Here is a 23,623-nt window from a genome sequence, read left to right as displayed (position 1 = left end):
CACTGTGACCGGCGACGAAGCGGAGGCCACGCGCCGCCGGGACGATGACGATGCTGCTGATGACGCGGCAGACGATGCAATGGAAGCCGCGGTGGAAGCGGTCATCGCACTGCTGCCACCGCTCATCCCCCTCGCACCGCTGCGGATCGTCGATCTCTTCCTGGGCGCGGCCCACGCGCTTCGCGCGAACCCCCGGGTGATGTTCGGGCTCACCGCGGTGATCGTCGCGGTGATGAGTGTGGTCTCGATCGCCACGCAGCTGCTGTTCGTGGCACGCGGCACCAGGATCGGCGATCCCCGTGCCGATGCCGACGTGGCGCAGGTGCTCTCGCTCACCGGTCTCGGTTCCGGCTGGTCCATGGCGAACTCCGCGTTCGGGACCGCCGGCACACTGCTCGTGACGGGCGTGGTGACCATCAGCGTGGCCCGCGCCGTGCTCGGCCGCAAGACCCACACGGTCACGGCCCTGCTGTCGGCGGGGCGGCGCATGCACACGCTGGTGGCGCTCGGTGTGCTCGACATCGTCCTGCTCCTGCTCCCGGTCGCGGCCGCTGTCGCCGTCGCGATCCTGGGCGCGATCGCCGTGGGGCCGGACCGCGCCGGACTCATCGCGGTGATCGCAGTGATCGGGGCGGTGCTCACGATCCTGGCGATGTGGCCCTTCATGGCCATAGCGACGTCGGTCGTGATGCTGGAGCGGCGCGGGTCGATCGGTGCGCTCAGCCGCGCGTTCGACCTGCAGCGGCCCGGATACCGCCGCATCCTGTCGCGCCTGGTCCTCAGCTATCTGATCGCGTACGCGATCGGGATCGCCGTGTGGTTGCCGTTCTGGTACTCGGCGCGCTGGCTGTCGCCCACCGCGCTGGGTGCCGGAGACGTGCTGCCGACGGCCCTGATCGTTCTGGGCTCGGCAGCGGGGCAGGTGATGACGCTGCCCTTCCTGGCCTCGGTGAACACGCTGTTGTACGTGGACCAGCGGATCCGGAACGAGGAACTCGGACCGGAGCTCGAGCGCGCCGCGGCGGACACCTCCAGCTCCGGCGCCGTTCAGGTGTGGATGGTGGCCGACGACGCCGAATACGGCACCCGGAATGCGTAGTAAATCTCAGTAACGCACAATGGCTCGGTGTCTACCGACCAGAACGTGAGCGCCGACCACGCACTCGGCGCCGAGGACGAGGGCTATCAGAAGTCCCTCACGCCTCGACAATTGCAGATGATCGCGATCGGCGGTGCCATCGGCACCGGCCTGTTCCTCGGCGCGGGCGGCCGACTCAACTCCGCCGGTCCGGGACTGTTCCTGGTGTACGGGATCTGCGGCGTCTTCGTCTTCTTCATCCTGCGTGCGATGGGCGAGCTGGTGCTGCACCGGCCCTCGTCGGGCTCGTTCGTCTCCTACGCGCGGGAGTTCTACGGCGAGAAGGCGGCGTACGTCGCCGGCTGGCTGTACTTCCTGAACTGGGCCATGACCTCCATCGTCGACTCCACCGCGATCGCGCTGTACCTGCACTTCTGGGGGCCGCTGCGGGTGATCCCGCAGTGGGCCTTCGCGCTCATGGCGCTGGCGGTGGTGCTCACCATGAATCTCATCTCGGTCAAGCTCTTCGGCGAGCTCGAGTTCTGGGCCGCCCTGGTGAAGGTCGTGGCGCTCACCGCCTTCCTGCTGGTCGGCACGATCTTCCTGAGCGGACGGTTCACCATCGAGGGCCAGCGCACCGGCCTGTCGGTGATCACGGACAACGGCGGCTGGTTCCCGCACGGGGTCCTGCCCTTGGCGGTGGTCACCTCCGGCGTGGTCTTCGCGTACGCGGCGGTCGAACTCGTGGGCACCGCGGCGGGGGAGACGGAGAACCCCCGCAAGGTGATGCCCAAGGCGATCAACACCGTGATCTTCCGGATCGCCATCTTCTACTGCGGCTCGCTGCTGCTGCTCGCCCTGCTGCTGCCGTGGTCGTCGTACAAGGACGGGGAGAGCCCGTTCGTCACGTTCTTCTCCAAGCTCGGATTCAGCGAGGCCGGTTCGATCATGAACCTCGTGGTGATCACCGCCGCGCTGTCCTCGCTCAACGCGGGCCTGTACTCCACCGGCCGCATCCTGCGCTCGATGTCGGTCAACGGCAGCGCGCCGAAGTTCACCTCCCGCATGTCCGGCAACGGCGTGCCCTACGGCGGCATCCTGCTCACCTGCGTGTTCACGCTGGGCGGCGTGCTGCTCAACGCCTTCAACCCCGGGCAGGCCTTCGAGATCGTGCTCAACATCTCGGCGCTGGGCATTCTCGGCGCCTGGGCCACGATCGTGCTGTGCCAGCTGAAGCTGTACCACGAATCGCAGGCGGGCCGGATCGAGCGGCCGGCGTACCGGCTGTTCGGCGCCCCGTACACCGGCTACATCACCCTGGCCTTCCTCGTGCTCGTCCTGGTGCTCATGGCCTTCGACACCCCGATCGGCACCTGGACCGTCGCCAGCCTGCTGGTGCTGATCCCGATGCTCGTCGGCGGCTGGTTCCTGGTGCGCGGCCGCGTCGCCGAGGCCGCCGCCGCGCGCGACGGATACACCGGCACCTTCCCGGTGGTCGCGGAGCGGCCCAGTCCCCGCGACAAGAGGCGGTAGGCAGGGCCCGTGAGGCCCCTTTCTGCACACTATGTTGTTGATCACACAATCGGTCGTTGCGGCATCGCCGCACTCGGGCAGGTTTGGGAGCTGACGAACCGGTTGATCAGCCTGGGCCACTGATGGTTTCGAACCAGATCTGAATGTGCGGCGCGACGATGCGTTGTGTGTGCGCCCTCGGTGCGGCGGGAGTGTTCATGAAGCCGGCGGTGACGGGTGTGGGAGAGCTCCCGCAAACTGGGGTTCATGCGCGCGGCGTCGTGCACGAAACCTGCTCGGGCAGTGGTTCGTCAGACGTTTCGGCGTGCCTTCCGGTGAGCGGTGCGATCACGAAATGGAGGCGTGGCAGCAATGGTCGATCAGCGGACACCGCGACTGGTCGAAGATCGCCGGCCTACGGAATGTCCGGGTGACGAGTTGTGGGCTCTGCTCCCGGCACTGCGCAGTGCGACCGAGTTCCGTGTTTCCGATGACGCTGAGGTGCCTCGGAGGCCCGTCCCTCGGCCGTGACCGGTCTCCGTGTGCGCCGGAGCCGATCGCGGGCTTCGCGTCCTCCGAGCGCACAGATTCGGCGGTGGAGCGTCACCGGACACCAATTGTTTACTTTCAGGCAGTATGAAAAGCAGGGTTCGGTTCAGCGGGGGCGCAGGCAATCGGTTCGAGGGGGCGTGATCTGTGATGTCAGTCGGGATCGTCGACAAGGAAGCCGCCGCGGCTACCACTCCGCGGCGGTGGACCACCGTCATGCTGCTCGTGGCGGTCACGGCGCCGCAACTCGGCCTCAGCCTGCTCAACCCGTCGATCCCGCAGATGGCCATCGATCTGCACACCACGGTCGCGGCCGTGCAGCTCACCCTGTCCGGGTACATGGCCGGATACGCGGTCTCGATGTTCGCCGCCGGCATCCTGGCCGACCGCTTCGACGCTCGCGCCCTCCAGGCGCTGGGGCTGCTGCTGTTCGCCGCAGGAGGCGTGGCGGCCGCTGTGGCACCGAACGTCGGCGTGCTCGCCGCCGCGCGGTTCGTCCAGGCGCTGGGCGGAACCTCCGCGACAGTGCTGTGTCGCTTGGTGATTCAGCGCAGGTACCCGGCCGACGCCAGGATGCAGCTGCTCACCTCGCTGTCGATCGTGATCGCCGCGACCCCGGCGCTCTCGCCCTTCCTCGGGTCCGCGCTGGTGCAGGTGCTGGCATGGCGCGCACTGTTCATGGGACTCGCGGCGCTCGGGGTGATTCTCGCCGCCGCCTTCCTGTTGCTCGTCCCCGCGTCCCCACCCGCGTCCCCGGTGTCGCCGACGCCGCGGGCGATCGGTCGTGGTATCGGCGAAGCGCTGGGCCGGAAAGGGTTCCACCGAAACGCCGTAGTGATCTCGCTGGCGTGGATGGGGTACTTCCTGTTCATTGAACAATCCGCGTTCGTACTCCAGGAACTGCACGGCGCCTCGGAATTGCAGTACGGACTCCTGCTGATCGTCCCCGCAGTCGGCTACATCGCCGGCAGCGTGTTGATCCGGCGTGCCTCGTCGACGGTGCGGGCCGTGCGCATCGGCGCGGTTGGGTCGGTACTCGGTGCCGCCGCCCTGGTGATCCTCGCGGCGATCGGCGTGCACAACCCCGCCGCCGTCGTCCTGCCACTCGCTGTCGGATTCCTCGGCGTCGGGGCTGCGATTCCGTTCTCCCAGGGCGGGCTGCTGGAACTGGACCTCAAGGCCCAAGGTGTGGGGGCTGGGTTGTTCTTCTTCGTGCAGATGGCCTCCGGTGCGGTGTACTCGGTGGTCGTCGAGGCGCTGCACCTGCGCAGTTCGCTCTCCGTGTCCGTCGCCATCGCACTCCCGCTGATCGTCTTGGCGATCACGGTGGCCGTGACCACGCGTCGCACGGTGGTGTGACGACGATCTCACTTCGCACGAGTTGCCGCTCCGGTCCCCCGGGTGTTCACTGAGGTGGGAGGGTTCACAATCATGAACGGAGTGGTGATGTCTGCATTGTCTTTTCCCACAGGGCATCAGGCCCGATACGAGGACTTCGAAATCAAGGCGATCTCGGACGAGACCATCCGGGAAGGCGGCGAACGCGCGCCGTTCGGCGCGGGTGACGACCGCAAACTTCGACTCATCGAGGCGATCACCGCGGCGGGGGTCACGGACATCGACGTGGGCTCCGGTCTAGAGGAGGCGAGATTCGTTCGGAGCGTTCTCGACTCGCAGCATCTGATGGGAAGGATCCCCGCGTCGGCGCAGTTCTCGTTCAATCTCACGCTCAAGACCTGGGAGCCGCTGATCGCGACGCTGGAGCGGGACCTGCCGCTGGAGTATCGCGATCGCATCTATGTCAGTCTCGGCATGATCGAGATCGACAGTCAGCAACATCTGTTCGAGCGGGTCGTGGATCGCCTCCGCGGCATCGGAATCCGCCGTTTCCGCTCGAGTCTGCTCAATGCGTTCTCGACCACTGTCGACGAGCATGAGTACCAGCATCTGATGGCGCAGATCGACCGGTGCCGAGCCCAGGGGATCGAGCTGATCCGGATCAATGACTCGGTAGGGACGCTCGTCCCGGACACCACGGCGATTCTCGCCGCCAACCTGGTACGCGACAACCCAGATATCACTTTCTATCTGCACGGGCACAACGACTTCGGCATCGGGACCGCCAATTCTCTGACGTCCGTCTTCCACGGCTTCCAGATGGTCGAGGGCGGGGTCGCCGGCGTGGGCAACCGGGCTGGGCTGCCGGAGATCGAGAGCATTGCCGCGATCTTCCAGCGGAACTCGATCACGGTCGCCGATGGCGAGCTCGATCTCGACGGACTCGCGCATGCTGCGAGACTCGCAGAGCACACGTATCTCGCCGCCCCTGACCCGTACCGCGCGGTCAGCGGATTCCTCGTACAGAACGAGAACGCCGGAATCGTGAATGTTCCTGACTATCTGGGAGTCTCGCGCGATGTCGACTACTTCCTCAACAAGATCGGTCTGTTTCCGACGTACATCAAGCAGATCCTCATCGAGAGCGGTATGAATGAGCTGACGGCGTCGGACCCGGGGCTCGTCGACGCCGTCTATCAGCGGCTCTCCGCCCGGATGGACGCCCTGTACGACCGGAAGCGCGACGAATACGACGAACTGGCCGCGAGGATTCGCGGTCTGTACGACGACATGATCCGCCTGGAGGACGTTCCGCTGGCGGCCCTGGACGTGCTGGCGACGCGAGGACAGCAGATCACGGGGGTCTCCGCCGCGGAGCGGGTACCGGCGTGAACATCGTTGTCGTCGGTGCGGGGGCGATGGGCCTCTATTGCGCCGGCGCCCTGGCCGGGGTGAGCTGCAATACGGTGTACCTGCTCGCTCGTGGCGAGGCGGTGTCCGGCTTCGCTGCGGGTGAGCCGATCACGATCGACTACGGCGACCGTCAGGTCCGGCGTCATGATGTGGCGGTGATCGACTCCTTCGACGATGTCGCGGTTCCGGTGGATGCGGTCATCGTGGCCGTGAAGTCGTGGCAAGTACAAGAGGTGGCAGGATCGCTCGCGCCGCTCATCGGACCGCAGACTCTCGTGCTCACCCTGCAGAACGGGGTGGACGCGCCGCTGGAGATCGCGGAGTCGCTGGGGGCGGAGCACGCCGTCGCCGCGACCTGCGTGGTGATCGCGCAACGAACCGAATCGCTCACGGTCCACTGTCTCGGCGCGGACGCGGTGATCGAGCTCGGTCCGGTCGATCGGGTCGACCGACCGACCCGAGAGTTGACTCGGCTCGCTACGACCTTGCAGCAGGCGGGGATGACCGTCACGGTCAATGTGGACATGCCGAGGGCGCTGTGGCGAAAGTTGATGCTGGTGGCCTCGTACGGAGGCGTCGGAGCACTGACGGGACGTTCGACGGGGGAAACGGCGGCGGACCCGGAAAGTCGCGGCCTCGTCGAATCGGCGATGCACGAGGTGGCGGCGGTCGCACGGGCGCAGGGAATCGAGATCACCGATGGCGATGTCGCCGCCTGTATGGCGGTCTACCTCGGCTTCGAGCCCGCGACCACGTCGTCGATGCAGCGAGACCTCCGCGCGGGCCGGAGATCGGAGCTGTTCGAGCAGAACGGCGCGGTGGTGGCGTACGCCGAGCGTCTCGGGGTCGATGTGCCGGTACATCACACCGTGCTATCCGCAATGGCTCCTGGCGAACGATCGGCCCGCGCGGGATGAGTGCGACCATTACGCAGGCGGCACGAGTCGGTGCGCCGCCTCTGGGATGGATCGGCGTGGTGGCGGTGAGCCTCGGCAACTTCATGGTGGCCTTCGACGCCTCCGGTGTGAACGTTGCGCTGCCGGAGATCGCGGCGGACCTGGGAGCAGGCACCGTGGCTCGCCAGTGGGTGCTCGACGGCTACACCGTGCCGCTCTGCGCCGTCCTGTTGATCGCCGGGGTGCTCGGCGACCGAATCGGGAGCACCCGGGTGTTCCGCCGGGCGACGCTCACCTTCGTCGTGTTCTCGGTGCTGTGCGCGGTCGCGCCGAGCATCGACGTTCTCATTGCGATGCGGATCGGACAGGGCGCCGCTGCCGGGTTCATGCTCCCCATGACATTGTCTGTCATCAGCCGTCGAATTCCGCAGCTGGACAGACGCACTCGATCAATCGGGGTGTGGGGGGTGGTCGGCGGGATCGCCATCGCCGCCTCGCCGATCCTCGCCGCGGTCCTCGTCTCTCAGCTCGGATGGTGGGCAGTGTTCCTCTGCAATGTGCCGCTGTCCGCGATGGCACTCGCGTTGCTGCCCTCCGTCCGGGACGGCGAGCCGGGCGGGCGCGACATCGACTGGCGCGGCCAGGCGCTCCTGGCGCTCGGCCTCTCGGCCGTAGCCGCCGGATTGATCGAACTCTGCCGTGGCGCGGTCGAGGTGGCCGTCTCATGTGCGGTCGCGCTCGTCGTGGTCGCCATCGCACTCGTCCGGCACCTCCGTGTCGCATCCGAGCCCTTGGTGCCGCCTGTGGTGTTCAACCGCGCATTCACTCCGGCCGTGTTCTCCGGCACCTGTTACCAATTCGCTGCCTACGGTTCGCTGGTCGTGCTTCCGGTGTACTTCCAGGTGGTCCGGCACGTCGATGTGGCGGACGCTGGGCTGTTGATGGTGCCGTGTTGCGTTGGATGGCTGGTCGGTAACGTGGTCGCGCTCGTCGCACCACGCGATCGGCATAGGATCTCGCTGCTGACCGCACCCGCGATCGGCGCCGGCGCCGCCCTTGCGATCGCCCTCCTCGTGGACTCCTCCCTGCCCGCTGCGCTCGCCGCAACCGCGGTTCTGGGCGTGGCGGCCGGGGTGTTGGCCTCCACGCTCAGTAGTGCTGCGATGACCCTCGCGACTCCGGGCACTTCGGGCATCAGTGCCGGGACGTTCAACGTCGGGCGGCAACTCGGCATGGTGATCGCGGTCGCCGTGCTGGGCTCGGCGACTGTCATCGCATCACCCGTGCTCGCGTTCTCAGTCATCGCGGTGGTGTTCGTCGTCATGGGGACCACGGTCCGGCTCGCGCTCAGGTCGCAAGGTGCCCGAACTACCCCGTAGCGTGGTGCAGGTGAATCCACCCGCACTGTGGCGCGAGCGTGTTTCGACGTCGATCGCGACCTTCGACGTCGCGTCCTACGGTGTCACCGGCCCGACGGTCTTCCTGATCCACGGATGGCCCGATCATCCGGGATCCTGGGCGTCGATCGCGGCCCGCCTGGCCGACGACGGGTACCGCGTCGTGGTGCCCGCCTGGCCGGGAGTGGACTCATCGGTGGCGACGGGTCTGTCCGACGAGGTGGTGGCGACCCTGCCCGCGCTGGTGACCGGACTCCGCGAATTGGTCGAGATCTTCGCCTCGGATCAACCCGTGCACCTTATCGGGCACGACTGGGGAGCCATGGCTGCTGGCAATCTCGCCGCGTCGTGGCGCGGGGGACGGATTTCCACAACCACGTTGCTCGGAGCGGGATGGTCGCCACGGTCCGATGCACCCCAGCTTCCGCCCCCGGATCACCTGCATCGATTCTGGTACCACTGGCTGCTGAACACGCCCATGGGAGCGCGCTACCTCGAGTCCGATCGGAGCGGCCTCGTCGAACTCCTCTGGCACCAGTGGTCGCCGAACTGGGCATTCACTTCCGACGATCTCGACGCCACCATCGGGTCCTTCGGTGCCTCCTGGGGGGCCGTCACAGCCGGCTACTACGGGCACCGCTGGTGGTGGGGCGGTGAGGACATTCCCGCCTCCTTGGATGCCGTGTCGGAAGCCATCGAGGGTTCCTCCCGGATCGATTGCCACACAATGGTAATCCACGGCGGAGCTGACGGGTGCGTCGCGCCGCAGGCCTCTGAGGGCACAGCTGATCACGTCGCTGGAGACTATCGCCGGGTCGTGCTCGACAACGTCGGCCACTTCCCGCATCGCGAGGCGCCGGATGCCGTCTTCTCGCTGCTGGCGAGCTGGCTGCGGGAGCACTCGGATGATCGGCCCCCGGTGCGATGAGCGCGTGGGCGCCGCAGTTGCGGTGGGGCCAGCGCCGCGCGGTCGAGCGGGCTGCGGCCGAACTCGTCGCGGGGCTCGACTTCACCGGGACCGGCCCGACACTCGGAGACATGATCGAACTGCTCACCGCCCGTACGGGCAGGCAGATCAGGCTGATGCCTGCGGACTTCGGTGCCAGCGCTGTCTTCGGCATGGTCGTCAGGCTCGGCCAGGGCGATGTGGTGATGTTCGATCGAGCCACACCGGGCACACATCAACTGTTCACCGTCTTCCACGAACTCGGCCATGTGATTCTGGATCACCGTCTCGCGGGCCCGGATGAGATCGCCGAAGGGGCGACCTGCACCGCGTCGACCGGTGATGAACGTGCCGCGGAGTACTTCGCCGCACGACTGTCACATCTCCTGCGGGTGCGCTCGGTCCGCACCACCGATCCGGGAACGGCAGCCGACCGCATCACCGATACCCTCGCCGGGGGCCGCGTGTGGAAGTGACTCGCGCGGAGTACCTCTGGGGCTACCAGCTCGCAGTGGTCGCCTTCGGAATCATCGCTCTGTCAGCGCTAGCGGGGATCCGCACCGAGCGTCGCCGCGGGGGCGTCCGGCTCCTGCTGCCCTTGGCGACGATCGCGGTGGGGATGCTCTTCTACCAGTTCACGGCCTCGATCTTCATGCCGCAACTCAAGTCCACCTTCGGTATCCAGCATCTGGTGGCGCTGCTGACCCATGTCTCCGGGGTGCTCTGGAACTGCCTCATGCTGCTGCTGGTGGTCTACTGGCTCTGGGGCCGGGTGCCGCGCCGGACAGTGCTGGCGGTTGCCGCGTTCGGCGCGCTCGCCATCGGAACGTTGGTGACATGCTTCGTGGTGCTGTATCCCGGTCCGTCGGAGGCCAATTACATCGTCGCCGTCGAGCCCACGGTGCCGGGCCGGATCTACATCGTCGCCTACGCCGGATCGATGCTGGCGACCAAGGTAGCGGTGCTGGCGGTCTGCGTCCCGCAGATCGGCCGAATCGACTCGCGCGGAGCGCGATCCGGCCTGATTCTGGTCTGCATGGGCTCCGCCATGATCGCCTTCTTCGCGATCTGCCGACTGGGATCGCCGTACTGGCATGCGTGGCTTCCGGCCGGCTCGCCCGTCGGGGGCGCCGTGGAAACTGTGGCCTTCTACGCCCACGTGATCGGTGCCCTGGTCTATGCAACGGGATTCGGGTTCGTCGAAGTGGGGTTGTTCGGCGACCGGATTACCCGGCATTATGCGGACGTGCGCGACTACCTGCGACTGCGCCCGCTGGTCGCCGCCGTGAGTGAGACGGAGACTGCCGTCAGCGGCGGCTTCGCCTCCCCTCGATGGACGGAATACCTCTCGCCCGCTGCGATGTCGGCGTATCTCACGGCCGCGGTCGTCGCGATCTTCGACGCGGCGGCGCCGCTGGGGCGCGGGCCCGGCGACGCCTCGATCGATCTGCACGACGATCCGTCGGTCATAGGGCTCGATACCCCGTTGCTGCACTTCCGAAAGCTCCGAACCGCCGATCTCGAGTCTGTCTTCCGATCAGCGGACGCATTCCGCGCTGCCGTCGCCCGTGGCGAGGGCTCGGCGAGCGCGTGTGCCCGGGTCCTTGGCGCACTGGCGGAGCAGGGTCAGCGTTCGGCCGTGGGGTAGTCGTCGTCGGCGGCGGCCAGCCCCTCCTGCTCGCGGAGATCGTCGATCAGCCGTGTCAACTCGCGCATCGACTGCTCTGACAGACCACCGGCGCGCAGTCCGATCTGCGCGCCGGCAGCTGTCAACGATCGTGTGAGTTCTGCATGTGCGGAATCGGTTTCGTCGCCGTCACCGAGAAAGTAGCTGGCGGGAACGTCGAAGTATCGAGCGAATGCGCGGATCAGCTCCAGGCGCGGGTCGGTCACGACGCCGCTGCGGAGTTCGGAGAGATACCCCTTGCTGATGCGGGTGCCGGTCACGCGCTCGAAATCGGAGAGGAACTCGCTCAGCGACTGACGGCGGCCGGTCGCCTCCTCGCGATTGTCGAAGAGCTCGTTCAGGGATTCGGTGAAGGTTCGTTTCATCTCTTGTGCCGTTGCGTCGGGTGTCACTTGCAGTCGCCAGTCCTTGCTTCCCCCCACGCGGTCCAGCTCGCTGGGGCCGATGCTACCCGCGTCGCGGGCAGCGCATCGGTCCCGAGGAAGCCGGGACATGGTGATCGTTCGCTGTTGTGAACGGTCATTGAACAGTAAACATCCTGGTGGCCCTGCGGTCAACCCGGGTGTGGGTGTGCTGAATCACAGTCGGTCGCGCTTGACGGGTCGCGCTGCGAGGGCGTCTACTCGGTCGTGTTCACAATTGTGGACACTGCCGGTTGGGGGGACGGCTCGGGCGCAGGTCCGGGACGCCCGACCGAGGAAGGGGTTTCGATCGTGTTCGCTGCCCGAATAAGCGGATTGGGTACCTATCGTCCCGAACGTATCGTCGACAACGAGTCGATCTGCACGTCCATCGACTCCGATCCGGACTGGATCACGAGCCGGACCGGCATCATCACTCGTCGCCGGGCCGAACCCGGCGAAGCGACCTCCGATGTCGCCCTTCGCGCGGCCGTCGGAGCGCTCGAATCCGCGGGGACCCGCGATGTCGACATGCTCATTCTCGCCACCGCGACACCGGACTTCATCTCCCCGCCGACGGCGCCCATCGTGGCCGAGGCGCTGGGCCTGGGGGTCATTCCGGCCTTCGACATCAGCGCCGCCTGTACGGGATTCCTTTACGGGCTCCAGGTTGCGGCGAGCATCGTCCGCTCGGGTGGTGCGCGTAGGGTTCTGCTGGTCTGCGCTGAGACCGCGAGTCGTTTCACCGATCCGACCGATCGGAATACGGCCGCTATCTTCGCCGATGGAGCGGGTGCCGTGGTGATCGAGTCCGCGGACGACCTCGAGAGTGACGGTGTTCTCGGTGATGTAGTGCTCGGCGCGGACGGCCTGCATCACGATCTCGTGATGATGCCCGGATACGGCGGCCGCGATCGGGCGTCCGAGTCTCTCGGGTCCACCACGCCGTTCATCACTATGGACGGCAAGCCGCTGTTCGTTCAGGCAGTGGAACGAATGTCCGAAGCCGTTCGGGAATCACTGGACCGCAACGGTCTCAGTGTCGACGACGTCGCGATCTTCGTTCCGCATCAGGCCAACGGGCGAATCATCGACGCTGTCGCCGACGAGTTGGAGCTCGGGCCCGACCGGGTGATCGTCGACATCGATCAGGCGGGCAACACCATTGCCGCATCCATCCCTCTCGCGCTCGGCCGTGCATTGGCTGACGGACGTCTGCATCGCGGTGATCGCGTCATGCTGGCGGCATTCGGTGCGGGAGCGTCTTGGGGCGCAACTACGTTCACCTGGCCCGCCCTCTCCACCACGGCCACATAGCGCAGTCCCGCCGTTCTCAGTCGCTAACCAGATCACGCATCCGGAAGGAACCGATCATGAGTTCAGATCTCGTCAACCAGTCGCCGGAGCGCACCGAAGTGGCCGCCTTCATCCGCGACTACCTGGTCCGCCGCCATGCCGCCGATGAAGATGCGGTCGAGGCGAGGACCTTCAACGAGTTGTACGTCGATTCCCTGGGCATCGTGCAGCTCGGGATGAAGGTGAAGAAGCGATTCGGCGTGGAGTTCGCCGCCAACGAGATCACCGGCGCAGACAGCGTCGGATCGGTCATCGACGCGGTGCACTCGCGTGCGCTGACCGGCGAGGTTCGGGCATGAGCGCCCCCGTACTCCACCGTTCGATCGACGACGCGCTCGGCCCTGGCGCAGATCGCTTCTTCGGAAGCCGCTACCGCGACGTCCATCAGTCCCTCAGGCTCCGCGAGGCGACCGTCGACGGCGAGAGCGTCCGGGTCTCGGGCTCGATGGCCATCGACTACCCCGCCGCCTGGTCTTCGAAGGGCGAGCGCAGCGTCACCCCGCACGTGTCCACCATCGACGGCGCGGTGACCGCCGCATTGCTCGGTGTCGAGTTGCTCCGGTGCGCGACCACCGCGGCCCCCGAGCAGATCACCGGTGCCTGGATCGATGATCTCGGATTGCGTGCGGGCGGATCGCCTCAGGAGGATGCGACGACGGTGCCGGTCAGGGCCGCGGTCCGGACGGACCCGGAGAGCGCCGGCTCCGGTTTGGTCGTCCGCGCTGAGTTGGGCTCCATGCGCATCGATTTCACACTTCGCGTGCCCGGTGGCATCCAGATCGAGCAGGTACCCAGGACGCTTACCGCCGCTCCGGTCGGCGGGACGGCGTACCACGGGAGCGAGGTCGCCCTGACTGACGTCGCGCTCGATCTAGGTCGCGATACAGCGAGCGCGACACTCACGGTGCCGGTACGGCGCGATGACTCCGCGTATCGCGAGCTCGCAGGCCGATACCCGGACAGCCTTGGCGACGTTCAACACGTGGTGGCCGTTGCGCAGGTTGCGCAGGCCTTGCTCTACGAGTTGGACGGGGTTCCGCGCTCCCGGAGCAACACGCTGTGGATGCGCTCCTACCGGGCCCTGCGGACCGCCGCGCCGACGCCACTGAGTGACGCCGAACAGGTGCGCGTCGCCGTCGAGGACCACAGCGTGGTCGAGATGGACGGGCACTGGTGGAGCCTGTCCGAATGGTCCGCGAGCTGCGCCGGCGTCGCATCGACCTTCGATGTCGCGCACAGGCTGCCCGAAGGCGGTGCACGGTGACCGAGCTGGTCCTGGTGCGCCACGCGCGTACCGCAGCCAATGAGGCCGACCTCCTGCAGGGGCGTCGATCGGATGGACCCGTGCTGGCCGGAGCCCTGACCGGACCCGACTGGGTCGGGCGCGGACTGCCCGTCCCGGACGCCTACTATTCGTCGCCGCAATTGCGGGCACAACAGACTGCGGTCCATTTGTTTCCGGGCCGTGTGTTCCACGTCGACGAGCGGCTGGCGGAACGAGATCTGGGCGACTTGGACGGCATGGCGGCCGAGGCGCTGCGGAGCGATCATCCGGACCTCGCCGCGCGACTGGCGGGCGATGCCCGGTTCGTCCCGCCCGCGGGGGAGTCCGCGCTGGAAGTGGCTGCCCGATTCCGCTCCTTCCTCCGCGATCTCCCTGCGGGAGTCGACACCGTCGGCTGCGTAACGCACGGCGCCCTGATCGCGATCGTGCTCCGCCTGCTAGCGGGAACCCGGGAAAGGTCTCGGATCCGGAATCTCGAGGCGGTGCGACTGCGGCTCGTCGCGCCCGACGCAGTTGTACCTGTGCAGTTGGTGACGGCGGACGAACAGGTGGTCCGCGCATGACCGCGCTCGTCATGTTCCCGGGTCAGGGATCGCAGCGCCCCGGTATGTGCGCGACGGCACTTCGCGATCGCCACGACCTGGTCGTACTGGCGTCCGAGATCGCGGGGTTCGATATCAGTGAGGCGAGCAGATCTGCTGATCTGCTGCGCAAAACGCAGTACGTACAGCCGACGGTGTTCGTCGCCGAGTACGTGGCGTATCTGCGGAATCCCGCCTGCGGCGAGGCCGTACTGGCAGGTCATTCGCTCGGCGAGCTCGCCGCGCTGTGTGCGGCGGGCGCCGTGGACTTCGAGTCCGGAGTCGGACTCGCGGCCGAACGCGGGCGATTGATGGCATCGGTGCCGGCGGGCGGAATGGTCGCCGTGATGGGAGTGTCGCCGTCCGCGGTCGAGACCATCCTGAGCGAGGAACTGACCGAACTCGATGTGGCCAACTACAACGGCGACCGGCAGGTGGTGATCTCCGGTCCCCACGCCGCCCTGGATGTGCTCTGCGAACGCGTCGATGAGCTCGGAGGCCTCGCGGTGGGGCTCAACGTCGACGGAGCCTTCCACAGTCGCAGCATGCGCGCGGCAGCCCGGGAGTTCACCGATGTCCTGGCCCGCCTACGACTCGCCGCACCGAGTATTCCGGTGTACTCCAACGTGACTGCAGAACTGTTCCCTGAAGACAGCGCCGCGATCGCGGATCTCATGGTGCGACAGCTCTTCTCGCCCGTTCGATGGACGGAGATTCTGGTACGGGCGATGGAGGCGGGGGTGGAGCGCTTCGTCGAGGTGGGTCCGGGAACGGTGTTGACCGGTATTGCCGAGCGCATGATCGCAGCGCGTGGCTGGTCGGCGGGAGTCGCAGTGGGAGAAGCCGATGCAGCGTGATCATCCGTGCGGACGCACCCGTGCCCAGTGGGTGCAGCTCGCCGCAGTAGCTAGTCCCCGGTATCGCTTGGTGCTGTTTCCGCATGCAGGCGGCGGCCCATCGGCCCTCCTCGATGTCGTTCGGTTGTGCCCCGATGAGACCGAGGTGTGGGCGCTGACCATGACCGGCCGTGACGCGCGCGCCCGCGATGAGGAGGACGATGCGGTGGATGACATCGTCGAGTCGGTGCGGTGGGCGCTCGCGGAACGGTCTCCCGTTGCCACGGTGTTCTTCGGGTGCAGCCTCGGCGCGTTGCTGGCGATCCGAGCGGCGCAGTGCCACCCGGAACTGTGCGACGGCGTGGTCGTGGCGAGCCAGACTCCCGGGGAGCGGGACCGTCTCGCGGAGGCGGCCGTCGACAGCACGGATCTGTCGGCCTTCCTGGTGGCAGCCGGAATGACGGCCCCGGAGGTACTCGAGGTCGAGGCGATACGGAACGAACTCCACGCCCGGCTCCATCACGACCTCGCGCTCGTCGACCAGTGCTCCACGGGATTCGGCCTGATCCGCGTGGTCCAGGACCTGTACGTGCTGGCGGGAATAAACGACGATATCGCTCCCGCCGCCGCCATGGGCGAATGGCAGCAGCATTCTTGCGGCACAAGCACTGTCGTGGCGGTACCGGGCGGCCACTTCGCGTTCCTCGAGGCGCGTAACCGCGAACCGGTCACGATGGTGCTCGGCGCCGCGTTCCGGGCGGCGGAGCGACGCCGAGCCGCCGGATCCGCACTCGAGAGGAAGGTCGGCTGATGAACCGCAACGTGATCGCGGAGAACCCCGAGGTGGCGGTGATCGGTGGAGGGCCCGTCGGCCTGATGCTCGGCTGTCTCCTCCGAAGCAACGGCGTCGACGCCCTCGTCGTCGATCGACCCGCGCCGGACAGCCGGCACAGCAAGGCGACCTTGATCTGGCCCCGCTCGCTGGAGGTCTTGGAGGGCGCGGGGGTCTCGGAGGCCGTCGTAGCTGCCGGACATCGGATCGACGCAGTCACATTCAGCACGGCCGCGATGCGGCTGCGGTCCATCGACCTCGGGGAGCTGCCCGATACTCGCTACCGGTTCGGCGTGAGCGTCCGCCAGTCCGTGGTGGAGGACATCCTGCGTCATCGATTCGTGGAGTTGGGCGGAACCCTCGTCTCCGCGGAATGCACGTCGGTTGCGGACGCCGGCGACCACGCGGACATCACGCTCACGACGAGCGTCGGCATCCGTGAGATCTCGCCGGCGTGGGTGGTCGGCGCGGACGGGGTCCGCAGCACGGTGAGGGCTGCGATCGGCGCCGAGTACCGCGGCTACGACGTGCCTGCGCGATTCGTCCTCGCCGACACCGCCCTCTCGGGCCGAGCGCCGCGCAACGAGGTCCGCTACTACTTCGGCCACGACGGCAGTCTCGCGGTGGGCCCGATAGGGGATGACCTCTACCGGATCGCTTGGAGCGTCCAGGAAACACCGGCGGTGCCTGTCGGAATCGACGACCTAACCGAGTTGATTCGCGTCCGATCGGACCTCGACGTCGCGGTCGAGCACGTCCACCACTCCGCCGGCTTCCGCGCGCAGGTGCGTCATGCCACGACCTTCAGGGCCGGCCGACTGATTCTCGCAGGCGATTCCGCCCACAGGATGACGCCCGCGTCGGGCCAGGGCATGAACACCGGATTCGGTGATGCCGCAGCACTGGGGTGGCGCCTCTCGGCGGTGCTGGCGGGACGGCTGGCCGAATCCTCTCTCGACGACTATGCCGTCGAGCGCGCCGCGGCGGCGCGCCAGATCGAGCAACGCACCTCGGCGCAGAGCTCCCGCGTCGACGACTGGACGGTGAGTGAGTCCGACCCGGGCCCGATACCGATCATGAGTACCGCGGAGCTCGCACAGTTCGACGTCGGGCAGCGGGTCGACGTCAATCATCGTGGGCTGGGCGTCGGACTCGGGATTCCCGTGGCACCGGCTGCTCCCACGGTGGTCTGCTGGCCGGGAAGTGAGTGGCGAGCCGCTCAATGGACGCGGTCACTCGCCGAGCTCGATCGGGAGGTGTCCGGCGGCGCACGGATAGTCGATGCCTCAAGGTTGGGGAATTCGCGCCCACCCGGCCTGCAGGGTGACCAGCCAGGCTGCATCGTGATCACCCCCGACGGCCTCGTCACCGATCACTGCGATGTCGGAGACGTGCCTCGCGTGCTGGCCGCAGCGGGCTGGCGATAGCAGATCGACGACATCGATGACTCACCAACGAATGGAGATGACGACAATGACTGATCTCGAGACGGGCGTCGGCGCAACCGGTGGCCCCGGAGCGACCGCGCCGCCGTCGGGCCGCATGCCCGTCGGCGTGTACGCGCTCGGCGCGAGTGTCTTCGCGCTGGGGACTTCGGAATTCGTGATCGCCGGGTTGGTCACGCAGATGTCCCGATCGCTCGGGGTGTCCGTTCCCCAGGTCGGGCAACTGATCACCTTCTTCGCGATCGGAATGCTGATCGGAGCACCCGTCATGGCGTTGCTCACGCTCAAGATGGACAAGAAGGTGACGCTGTTGGTCAGTGCGGGCGTCTTCGCTCTCGCGCACCTGCTGACGCCGCTGGCGCCGAACTTCGAGTCGATCGTGGTGCTACGCGTGGTCGCCGCGGTCGCCTGCGCCACCGAACTGACGGTGGCAGCGGTGATGGCGGTCTCGATCGCGGGCAGCGAGCGGACGGCTCGGGCGATCGCGGTGATCATCGGAGGAATGACGCTGGCGAACGTGATCGGCGTTCCGGTGGGAAGTTTCATCGGAGAGCAGTTCAACTGGGAGTCGGCCTTTCTCTTCATCGGCGTGCTGAGCGCGGTGAGCGCGGTCCTCGTTGCCGTGGTCGTGCATCGAATCCCCTCTGCCCATGCTCCCGACTCCTCACTGTTCTCGATAGCTGTGACGGAGCTGCGCTCGCTCAACCAGACGCGCGTGTACGCGGCGCTTGCGACGACGGTGCTCTTCGAGGCCGCCCTGTTCGCCGTCTACTCGTTCGTTCAGCCCGTCTTGATCGATGTCTCGCACATGAGCCCGGGCACCGTTCCGCTGGTGCTGTTCGCTTTCGGCGTAGGCACCTTCGTGGGTATCTCGATCGGCGGACGGCTCGCGGAACGCTCACCGCTGAAGAACATCATCGTGTCGCTGATGCTGCTGATCGTCGTCATGATCGTCTTCCGTGCGGTGGTGCACTCCGCGATTCCGTCGGCGATCGCGGTCACCCTGATGGGAGTATGCGGATTCTCCATGACCGCCGCGCTCAACGCACGGGTGATCGGATTCGCAGCCGCCGCGCCTACCCTTGCCGTCGCGGTCAGCCTGTCCGCGTTCAACGTGGGAAACGCTGTCGGTCCGGCGATCGGCGGCGCCGTGTACGGGCGTGCGGCGCTCGTCGAGGACGTGATCTGGGCCGGTGTGGCTCTGGCCTTCCTCGCGCTCATCGCCGCGGGCCTGTCGGTGGTGATCGAGAAGGGAGGAAGGTTATCGAATCGCTAGTGACCACGTGGATTCCGGTGTTCGAGGGCGGTCACGTGGCGCACGTTCGCGGCTCCCTGATCGGGGTCCCGCCTCGAACCGTCGACGCCCGCGCGGTCGGACATCAGCAGCTGCGCCTTCCCAGCGGAGAACTCGCCGTTGCTGCTCTCTTGTCGAGCCCGCAGGAGTGCGATGCGACGATGCCGATGCTGCTTCGAGCGCCCCGGGAACTCGAACTGCTCGCGGCGACGGATCGTGGCGCCGCCCTGTGGGCGGCGGCGCAATGGAAGCATCTGGCGATGCGAGCCACCTCGGCGACAGGCGATTTCACCCGTATCGACCCGTGCGTACTCGCGCTGGTCCACGCCCCTGAGGGAGTCGCGCTGCTGCACAGGCACGGTGCCGCCGGCGACCGCTGGGGTGCAGTGGCGGGCTACGTCGAGCCGGGGGAGTCAGCGGAGCAGGCGGTGGCGCGGGAGGTCGCCGAGGAGACCGGATTCACCGTGGTCTCGACTGTGTACGCGGGAAGCGAGAGCTGGCCGCCGAGCGGATCACTGATGCTGGGGTTCAGCGTGACCGTTGCGGAGCCTTTCGGCGCAGCTCTGGTCCTCGACGCGGCGGAGCACGACCGCGGAGCCTGGTTCCCGCGGCATCAGGTGGCCGCGGCCCGGCGGACCGGGACCGCAACCGTCGGCGGCCGGCCGCTGGCCTTGCCGGACACTCCGGGGCTGGCGCAGATCCTGGTCGATCGGTACATCGCGGATGCGGGGACACCGGGACCCCCGGCGTATGGCGCGGGTCACAGTCTCAGGGGTTGACACTTCGCGCGAAGCGCAGTTGTATCAATGTAGTTCACAAACGTGAACGCCCACAGTCGATGGGGCCTCTCAAATCCTCGATCGAATCGGACCAGTTTGGAGGGTGCTGTGTTCCTCGCTATTCAGATCGCTTGGCTCGTCCTGTTGGGCGCCGCGGAATTGTGCGCCGCGCGGTGGCACCGAGTGGCGCCGCGCGGGCCACGAACAGCTCGAAACCTGGCCTTCACGGTGATCAACCACACTGTGATCCCGCCGCTCACGGTCCTGTTGGTGGCCGGACTGCACGAGTTCCGTCCGCCGGTCGGCATCGCCGATCTTCCACTCGGTATCGGGATCGTGATCGCCGTGCTGGCATTCGATTTCGCCGGCTACTGGTTTCATCGCCTGAGCCATCGAAACCTCGTGCTGTGGCGACTCCATCAAGTGCACCATCTCGACGAGGACTTCGACTTCACCACCGGTGCCCGGGTGCACACCGCCGAGGAACTCCTGCACCAGGCGGTGCTCGTGGTGGTGGCGGTTCTGATCGGGGCGCCGCCCCTCTACCTCACAGTGTTCGGTACCGTCGCGTTCGCCGCCGCGATCTGGCACCACTCGAACCTCGCCGTCCCGCGAAAGGTCGAAGGCCTGCTCCGGCTCGTGGTGTTCACCCCGGAGACGCACGTGGCGCACCATCACGACCAGATCGAAGACACCGACACCAATTTCGGCTTCCTGTTCCCCTGGTGGGACCAGCTGTTCGGAACGTACAACGCGCGCAGACGCACTCCGCAGTGGCGGATCGGCCTCGACTACTCCCGCGACCTCGGAATGTTGGCATTGTTGTTCGTGCCCTTCCATCGTCGTCAGCTGAAGGAGCTGGCCCTGCGTCCGGTTGCTTCCTCTGCGCATGACTCGGAGCCGGTCCGATGATCGCGGTGCGCGCAATGTTGATGCGCGGAGGCACGTCGAAGGGAATGTACTTCCTGCGTTCCGATCTCGACGCGACCGGCCTGGATCTCGATCTGCTGCTCCCGACGTTGATGGGCTCGCCCGACCGTCGCCAGATCGATGGCGTGGGCGGGGGCAGCACGACCACCAGCAAGGTCGCGATCGTCGGTCCCTCATCGCGACCGGGATGCGACATCGACTACCTGTTCGGACAGGTCGACCTCGATTCGATGCGCGTCGACTGGACCCCCACATGCGGCAACCTGCTCGTCGGCGTGGGCCCGTACGCAGTGGAGCGGGGGCTGGTTCCGGCCGGCGATCCCCTCACCACCGTCCGGGTCAATCTCGTCAACACGGGTGCGAGGGTGGAACTGGTCGTGCGCACACCGGGCGGAGAGGTCACTTACCAGGGCGAGCAATCGATCGCGGGGGTTCCGCGGAGTTCGGCGCCGGTCGATGTGACGTTCACCGATTTCGCTGGCGGTACCACGGGCGCACTCCTCCCCACGGGGCGTGGAACTAACGAGGTCGGCGGTATCGAGTACACAGCGGTCGACGCGGCGGTGTGTGCGGTGATAGCCCGTGCTGACGCGTTCGGGCTGGTGGGTGACGAGTCACCCGCCGAACTGGACGCCGATCGGCACCTGTGTGACGCCATCGAGGCGATGCGGCTCCAGGCCGCGCTCCAGATGGGCATGGGGGACGTCCGGGGGCGCGTGCTTCCCAAGGTGATGCTGGTGTCTTCGTCGCAGAGCGCCGGGGTGCGGTCGCGGTACTTCGTGCCCACGACATGCCATCCCGCGCACGCGGTGTCGGGTGCCGTCGCATTGGCGACGGCAGCCCGCGTGGGCGGAACCGTTCTCGACTCGGTGCTTTCGGTCGCGACGGCCGGGCCGCTCACCATCGAGCACCCCGCGGGGATCATGGAGGTGGCGGTCGACCTGGGACCGGACGGCCAGCCGACGGCTGCCTCGCTGCGGCGGACGGCCCGGAAGCTGTTCGACGGTACTGTTTTCGCCGATCCCACGGCGATGGCGAGCTGATGAGCGGGGGCTTCATCGTGAATCCGCTTCATCGGCACTGGTGCCTGTGTGTCGCCGCCACCGTCGTCCTGGCTCTGGCGCTGAGCGGCCTGGCGATGCCGGGCGCGTGGCTCGTGGGGGCGACGGTGGCGGCCGGTCTGGTGGCGGTCCTCGGAGGCGGGGAGTTGAAGCCAGCCCGTGCGGTACTCCGGCCTGCCCAGTCGATCGTCGGCATCATGGCTGCGGCTCCACTAGCCGCGGTGGGATTCGATACTGCGAGAGGGTACTTCGCGGTGTCGGCGGTGGTGAGCGCCTCGACTCTCGCGCTCTGTCTCGGTTGTGCCGCCGTGGTGTTCTGGCGTGGCCGGGGCACGATCAGTCGCGCGACCGCAGTGCTGTCCACGCTCGCTGGCGGTGCCAGCGGCATCTCGACGATGGCGGCCGAGTTGGATGTCGACCATCGGTACGTCGCCTTCTCTCAGTACCTCCGGCTGGTGATCGTCACGATCACGCTGCCTTTCGTCCTGGTCGCGGTGGGACTGCACGCGGGGCCGACGCACAGCACCGGGCCGTCGATGTCGTGGCAGAGCGTGATCGCCGTCGTCGCCGTCATCGGCCTGGCAGGGCTGTGCGGCGAGCGGATGCGGATGCCGGCGCCCTACTTGCTGGCGCCCCTTGTGGCCACAGTGGGCCTGGAACTGCTCCTTCCGAGCCTCCGATTCGATCTGCCCTTCCCGATCACGGCTGCCGCGTACGCCGTCATCGGATGGCAGGCCGGTGGCTCGTTCACCCGATCGTCGATGCGACTGTTCCTGCGGCTGCTGCCGATCACCCTCGCCCTCATCGCGGTGATGATCGCGGCCTGTTTCGCGCTCGCCTTCGGTGTGGCGATGTGGCTGGACATTCCGCTCGGGGAGGCGTACCTGGCGACCTCCCCGGGAGGCATCTACGCCGTGATGGCGACCGCAGCCGACACCGGATCCGGGCCGGTGGTGAGCACCCTGCAGGTGATCCGCCTGTTGACTATGGTTCTCGCCGCGGCCATTGCCGCACGCGTGCTCGCTGCGCCTCCGGCGTCACCCACCCCCCGGTCGTCATCGCGGCCGGTCACCGAGAGAAAGCTGCAACATGGCTGAGTACAACGTCTTCGACTCCCACTTCCACATCATCGACCACACCTTTCCGGTGGTGGAGAACAACGGCTTCCTGCCCGATCACTTCGATGTCGCCGCCTATCAGGTGCACGCCGATCGGCTCAAGGTGGTCGGAGGCGCTGTCGTCTCGGGGTCCTTCCAGGAGTTCGACCAGACCTACCTCAGGGACGCGCTCACGCGCCTCGGCCCCGGATTCGTCGGTGTCACCCAACTGCCCGCCTCGGTGACCGACGCGGAGATCACGGACCTCGATCGAGCCGGCGTGCGCGCCGTGCGGTTCAACGTACGACGCGGCGGGTCGGAGTCCATCGGGAATCTCGAGACCTTTGCGCGGAGGGTCCATGAAGTGGCGGGATGGCACACCGAGTTGTACGTCGATGCCGCCGATCTCGCCGAGCTGGTGGACGTCATCAGCGGTCTCCCCGCTGTGAGCGTCGATCACCTCGGGCTGACGGACGCCGGGCTGCCGGTGCTGCTGGAACTGGTCGAACGCGGGGTCCGCGTGAAGGCAACCGGCTTCGGCCGGGTTGAGCTCGACGTGCGGGAGGCCGTCCGGCGGATCATGGACATCGACCCCACCGCGCTGATGTTCGGCTCGGATCTGCCGTCGACCCGCGCCCGACGGCCGTTCGAGGATGCGGACATCGATCTGCTGATCGAAGAGGTGGGAGACGACGCGGACGCGGTGCTCCGCACCAACGCCGAGCGGTTCTACCGAATCAGTGAACCGCGATGACCTGGAGCCGATGACGGGAATCGAACCCGCGCTACCTGCTTGGGAAGCGCACCTGTTTAGTCCGGACGAGTCTGCCCCGGTTCAACGCAGTCGACTGACCTGCGGATACGGGATAATCCAGTGCTGGATAATCCAGCATAGTCCCGGAGCGAGTTC

23 protein-coding genes are annotated in these 23,623 nt (G+C 67.1%); 22 read left to right on the top strand and 1 reads right to left on the bottom strand.

The features are described 5' to 3' along the window. Positions 1 to 4: 4 nt before the first annotated feature. The 9 genes from TTY48_RS07020 (at position 5) to TTY48_RS06980 (ending at position 10,777) form a co-directional block, all read left to right on the top strand. On the top strand, positions 5 to 1,099 hold the full coding sequence (locus tag TTY48_RS07020) for a hypothetical protein (RefSeq protein WP_220656813.1): 1,095 nt from the start codon (positions 5 to 7) through the stop codon (positions 1,097 to 1,099). A 27-nt stretch (positions 1,100 to 1,126) separates the two neighbouring features. Further along, the gene (locus TTY48_RS07015) at positions 1,127 to 2,611 is read left to right on the top strand and encodes an amino acid permease (RefSeq protein WP_220656812.1); all 1,485 of its coding nucleotides are present in this window, start codon (positions 1,127 to 1,129) and stop codon (positions 2,609 to 2,611) included. A 678-nt stretch (positions 2,612 to 3,289) separates the two neighbouring features. After that, a complete protein-coding gene (locus TTY48_RS07010) occupies positions 3,290 to 4,498 on the top strand; it encodes an MFS transporter (RefSeq protein ID WP_220656811.1) in 1,209 nt (402 codons plus the stop codon). Positions 4,499 to 4,570: 72 nt separating this feature from the next. Then, positions 4,571 to 5,869 (top strand): 2-isopropylmalate synthase, encoded by a 1,299-nt coding sequence (locus TTY48_RS07005; RefSeq protein ID WP_255585552.1) that lies wholly within the window; start codon positions 4,571 to 4,573, stop codon positions 5,867 to 5,869. Next, positions 5,866 to 6,807, top strand: a complete 942-nt coding sequence (locus TTY48_RS07000; RefSeq protein ID WP_220656810.1) for a ketopantoate reductase family protein — start codon at positions 5,866 to 5,868, stop codon at positions 6,805 to 6,807. The genes TTY48_RS07005 and TTY48_RS07000 overlap by 4 nt, the downstream gene beginning before the upstream one ends. Positions 6,808 to 6,866: 59 nt before the next feature. Then, positions 6,867 to 8,165, top strand: a complete 1,299-nt coding sequence (locus TTY48_RS06995; protein ID WP_220656809.1) for an MFS transporter — start codon at positions 6,867 to 6,869, stop codon at positions 8,163 to 8,165. A gap of 10 nt (positions 8,166 to 8,175) precedes the next feature. Next, a complete protein-coding gene (locus TTY48_RS06990) occupies positions 8,176 to 9,111 on the top strand; it encodes an alpha/beta fold hydrolase (protein ID WP_220656808.1) in 936 nt (311 codons plus the stop codon). Next, positions 9,108 to 9,605 carry an ImmA/IrrE family metallo-endopeptidase gene (locus TTY48_RS06985; RefSeq protein ID WP_220656807.1) on the top strand — a complete coding sequence of 166 codons (498 nt, stop codon included), beginning with the start codon at positions 9,108 to 9,110 and terminating at the stop codon, positions 9,603 to 9,605. Before TTY48_RS06990 ends, TTY48_RS06985 begins: the two co-directional genes overlap by 4 nt. Further along, on the top strand, positions 9,602 to 10,777 hold the full coding sequence (locus TTY48_RS06980) for a hypothetical protein (RefSeq protein WP_220656806.1): 1,176 nt from the start codon (positions 9,602 to 9,604) through the stop codon (positions 10,775 to 10,777). Before TTY48_RS06985 ends, TTY48_RS06980 begins: the two co-directional genes overlap by 4 nt. Here TTY48_RS06980 and TTY48_RS06975 read toward each other — a convergent pair. Continuing rightward, the gene (locus tag TTY48_RS06975; protein WP_255585551.1) at positions 10,756 to 11,238 is read right to left on the bottom strand and encodes a transcriptional regulator; all 483 of its coding nucleotides are present in this window, start codon (positions 11,236 to 11,238) and stop codon (positions 10,756 to 10,758) included. The two genes, TTY48_RS06980 and TTY48_RS06975, sit on opposite strands and share 22 nt — an antisense overlap. A 291-nt stretch (positions 11,239 to 11,529) precedes the next feature. On the opposite strand from TTY48_RS06975, the gene TTY48_RS06970 reads away from it, so the two are divergent. From TTY48_RS06970 to TTY48_RS06910, 13 genes are read left to right on the top strand one after another with little or no spacing between them, the layout of a single operon-like run. After that, positions 11,530 to 12,534: a beta-ketoacyl-ACP synthase III gene (locus tag TTY48_RS06970; protein WP_220656805.1), complete on the top strand. Its 1,005-nt coding sequence runs from the start codon at positions 11,530 to 11,532 to the stop codon at positions 12,532 to 12,534. Between the two features lie 56 nt (positions 12,535 to 12,590). Beyond that, a complete protein-coding gene (locus TTY48_RS06965) occupies positions 12,591 to 12,872 on the top strand; it encodes an acyl carrier protein (RefSeq protein ID WP_220656804.1) in 282 nt (93 codons plus the stop codon). Continuing rightward, entirely contained in the window at positions 12,869 to 13,837 is a 969-nt protein-coding gene (locus TTY48_RS06960) for an AvrD family protein (protein WP_220656803.1), read from the top strand. The genes TTY48_RS06965 and TTY48_RS06960 overlap by 4 nt, the downstream gene beginning before the upstream one ends. Further along, positions 13,834 to 14,421, top strand: a complete 588-nt coding sequence (locus TTY48_RS06955; protein WP_220656802.1) for a histidine phosphatase family protein — start codon at positions 13,834 to 13,836, stop codon at positions 14,419 to 14,421. The genes TTY48_RS06960 and TTY48_RS06955 overlap by 4 nt, the downstream gene beginning before the upstream one ends. Next, positions 14,418 to 15,296: an ACP S-malonyltransferase gene (locus TTY48_RS06950; protein ID WP_220656801.1), complete on the top strand. Its 879-nt coding sequence runs from the start codon at positions 14,418 to 14,420 to the stop codon at positions 15,294 to 15,296. The genes TTY48_RS06955 and TTY48_RS06950 overlap by 4 nt, the downstream gene beginning before the upstream one ends. After that, positions 15,286 to 16,086: a thioesterase II family protein gene (locus TTY48_RS06945; RefSeq protein ID WP_255585728.1), complete on the top strand. Its 801-nt coding sequence runs from the start codon at positions 15,286 to 15,288 to the stop codon at positions 16,084 to 16,086. Before TTY48_RS06950 ends, TTY48_RS06945 begins: the two co-directional genes overlap by 11 nt. Further along, the gene (locus tag TTY48_RS06940; RefSeq protein WP_220656799.1) at positions 16,086 to 17,534 is read left to right on the top strand and encodes an NAD(P)/FAD-dependent oxidoreductase; all 1,449 of its coding nucleotides are present in this window, start codon (positions 16,086 to 16,088) and stop codon (positions 17,532 to 17,534) included. The genes TTY48_RS06945 and TTY48_RS06940 overlap by 1 nt, the downstream gene beginning before the upstream one ends. A 46-nt stretch (positions 17,535 to 17,580) precedes the next feature. Then, positions 17,581 to 18,828 (top strand): MFS transporter, encoded by a 1,248-nt coding sequence (locus TTY48_RS06935; RefSeq protein WP_220656798.1) that lies wholly within the window; start codon positions 17,581 to 17,583, stop codon positions 18,826 to 18,828. Then, positions 18,828 to 19,625 (top strand): NAD(+) diphosphatase, encoded by a 798-nt coding sequence (locus TTY48_RS06930; RefSeq protein ID WP_220656797.1) that lies wholly within the window; start codon positions 18,828 to 18,830, stop codon positions 19,623 to 19,625. Before TTY48_RS06935 ends, TTY48_RS06930 begins: the two co-directional genes overlap by 1 nt. Positions 19,626 to 19,667: 42 nt before the next feature. Then, positions 19,668 to 20,537 (top strand): sterol desaturase family protein, encoded by an 870-nt coding sequence (locus TTY48_RS06925; RefSeq protein WP_220656796.1) that lies wholly within the window; start codon positions 19,668 to 19,670, stop codon positions 20,535 to 20,537. A 14-nt stretch (positions 20,538 to 20,551) separates the two neighbouring features. Further along, the gene (locus TTY48_RS06920; protein WP_255585549.1) at positions 20,552 to 21,598 is read left to right on the top strand and encodes a PrpF domain-containing protein; all 1,047 of its coding nucleotides are present in this window, start codon (positions 20,552 to 20,554) and stop codon (positions 21,596 to 21,598) included. Beyond that, positions 21,598 to 22,713 (top strand): AbrB family transcriptional regulator, encoded by a 1,116-nt coding sequence (locus TTY48_RS06915; protein WP_220656794.1) that lies wholly within the window; start codon positions 21,598 to 21,600, stop codon positions 22,711 to 22,713. The genes TTY48_RS06920 and TTY48_RS06915 overlap by 1 nt, the downstream gene beginning before the upstream one ends. Then, on the top strand, positions 22,706 to 23,467 hold the full coding sequence (locus tag TTY48_RS06910) for an amidohydrolase (RefSeq protein ID WP_220656793.1): 762 nt from the start codon (positions 22,706 to 22,708) through the stop codon (positions 23,465 to 23,467). The genes TTY48_RS06915 and TTY48_RS06910 overlap by 8 nt, the downstream gene beginning before the upstream one ends. The last annotated feature ends 156 nt before the right edge of the window (positions 23,468 to 23,623 follow it).

Source organism: Tsukamurella sp. TY48 (genome assembly GCF_019656655.1).
Taxonomy (GTDB): Bacteria; Actinomycetota; Actinomycetes; order Mycobacteriales; family Mycobacteriaceae; genus Tsukamurella; species Tsukamurella strandjordii.
This window is presented reverse-complemented; position numbering and strand designations above follow the sequence as displayed.

Bases quoted from the DNA above. Each gene is read 5' to 3' on its own strand.
- TTY48_RS06935 (WP_220656798.1), top strand. From the start codon at position 17,581: ATGACTGATCTCGAGACGGGCGTCGGCGCAACCGGTGGCCCCGGAGCG.
- TTY48_RS06945 (WP_255585728.1), top strand. From the start codon at position 15,286: ATGCAGCGTGATCATCCGTGCGGACGCACCCGTGCCCAGTGGGTGCAG.
- TTY48_RS06940 (WP_220656799.1), top strand. From the start codon at position 16,086: ATGAACCGCAACGTGATCGCGGAGAACCCCGAGGTGGCGGTGATCGGT.
- TTY48_RS06910 (WP_220656793.1), top strand. From the start codon at position 22,706: ATGGCTGAGTACAACGTCTTCGACTCCCACTTCCACATCATCGACCAC.
- TTY48_RS06915 (WP_220656794.1), top strand. From the start codon at position 21,598: ATGAGCGGGGGCTTCATCGTGAATCCGCTTCATCGGCACTGGTGCCTG.
- TTY48_RS07010 (WP_220656811.1), top strand. From the start codon at position 3,290: ATGTCAGTCGGGATCGTCGACAAGGAAGCCGCCGCGGCTACCACTCCG.
- TTY48_RS07005 (WP_255585552.1), top strand. From the start codon at position 4,571: ATGAACGGAGTGGTGATGTCTGCATTGTCTTTTCCCACAGGGCATCAG.
- TTY48_RS06965 (WP_220656804.1), top strand. From the start codon at position 12,591: ATGAGTTCAGATCTCGTCAACCAGTCGCCGGAGCGCACCGAAGTGGCC.
- TTY48_RS06960 (WP_220656803.1), top strand. From the start codon at position 12,869: ATGAGCGCCCCCGTACTCCACCGTTCGATCGACGACGCGCTCGGCCCT.
- TTY48_RS06985 (WP_220656807.1), top strand. From the start codon at position 9,108: ATGAGCGCGTGGGCGCCGCAGTTGCGGTGGGGCCAGCGCCGCGCGGTC.
- TTY48_RS06950 (WP_220656801.1), top strand. From the start codon at position 14,418: ATGACCGCGCTCGTCATGTTCCCGGGTCAGGGATCGCAGCGCCCCGGT.
- TTY48_RS06920 (WP_255585549.1), top strand. From the start codon at position 20,552: ATGTTGATGCGCGGAGGCACGTCGAAGGGAATGTACTTCCTGCGTTCC.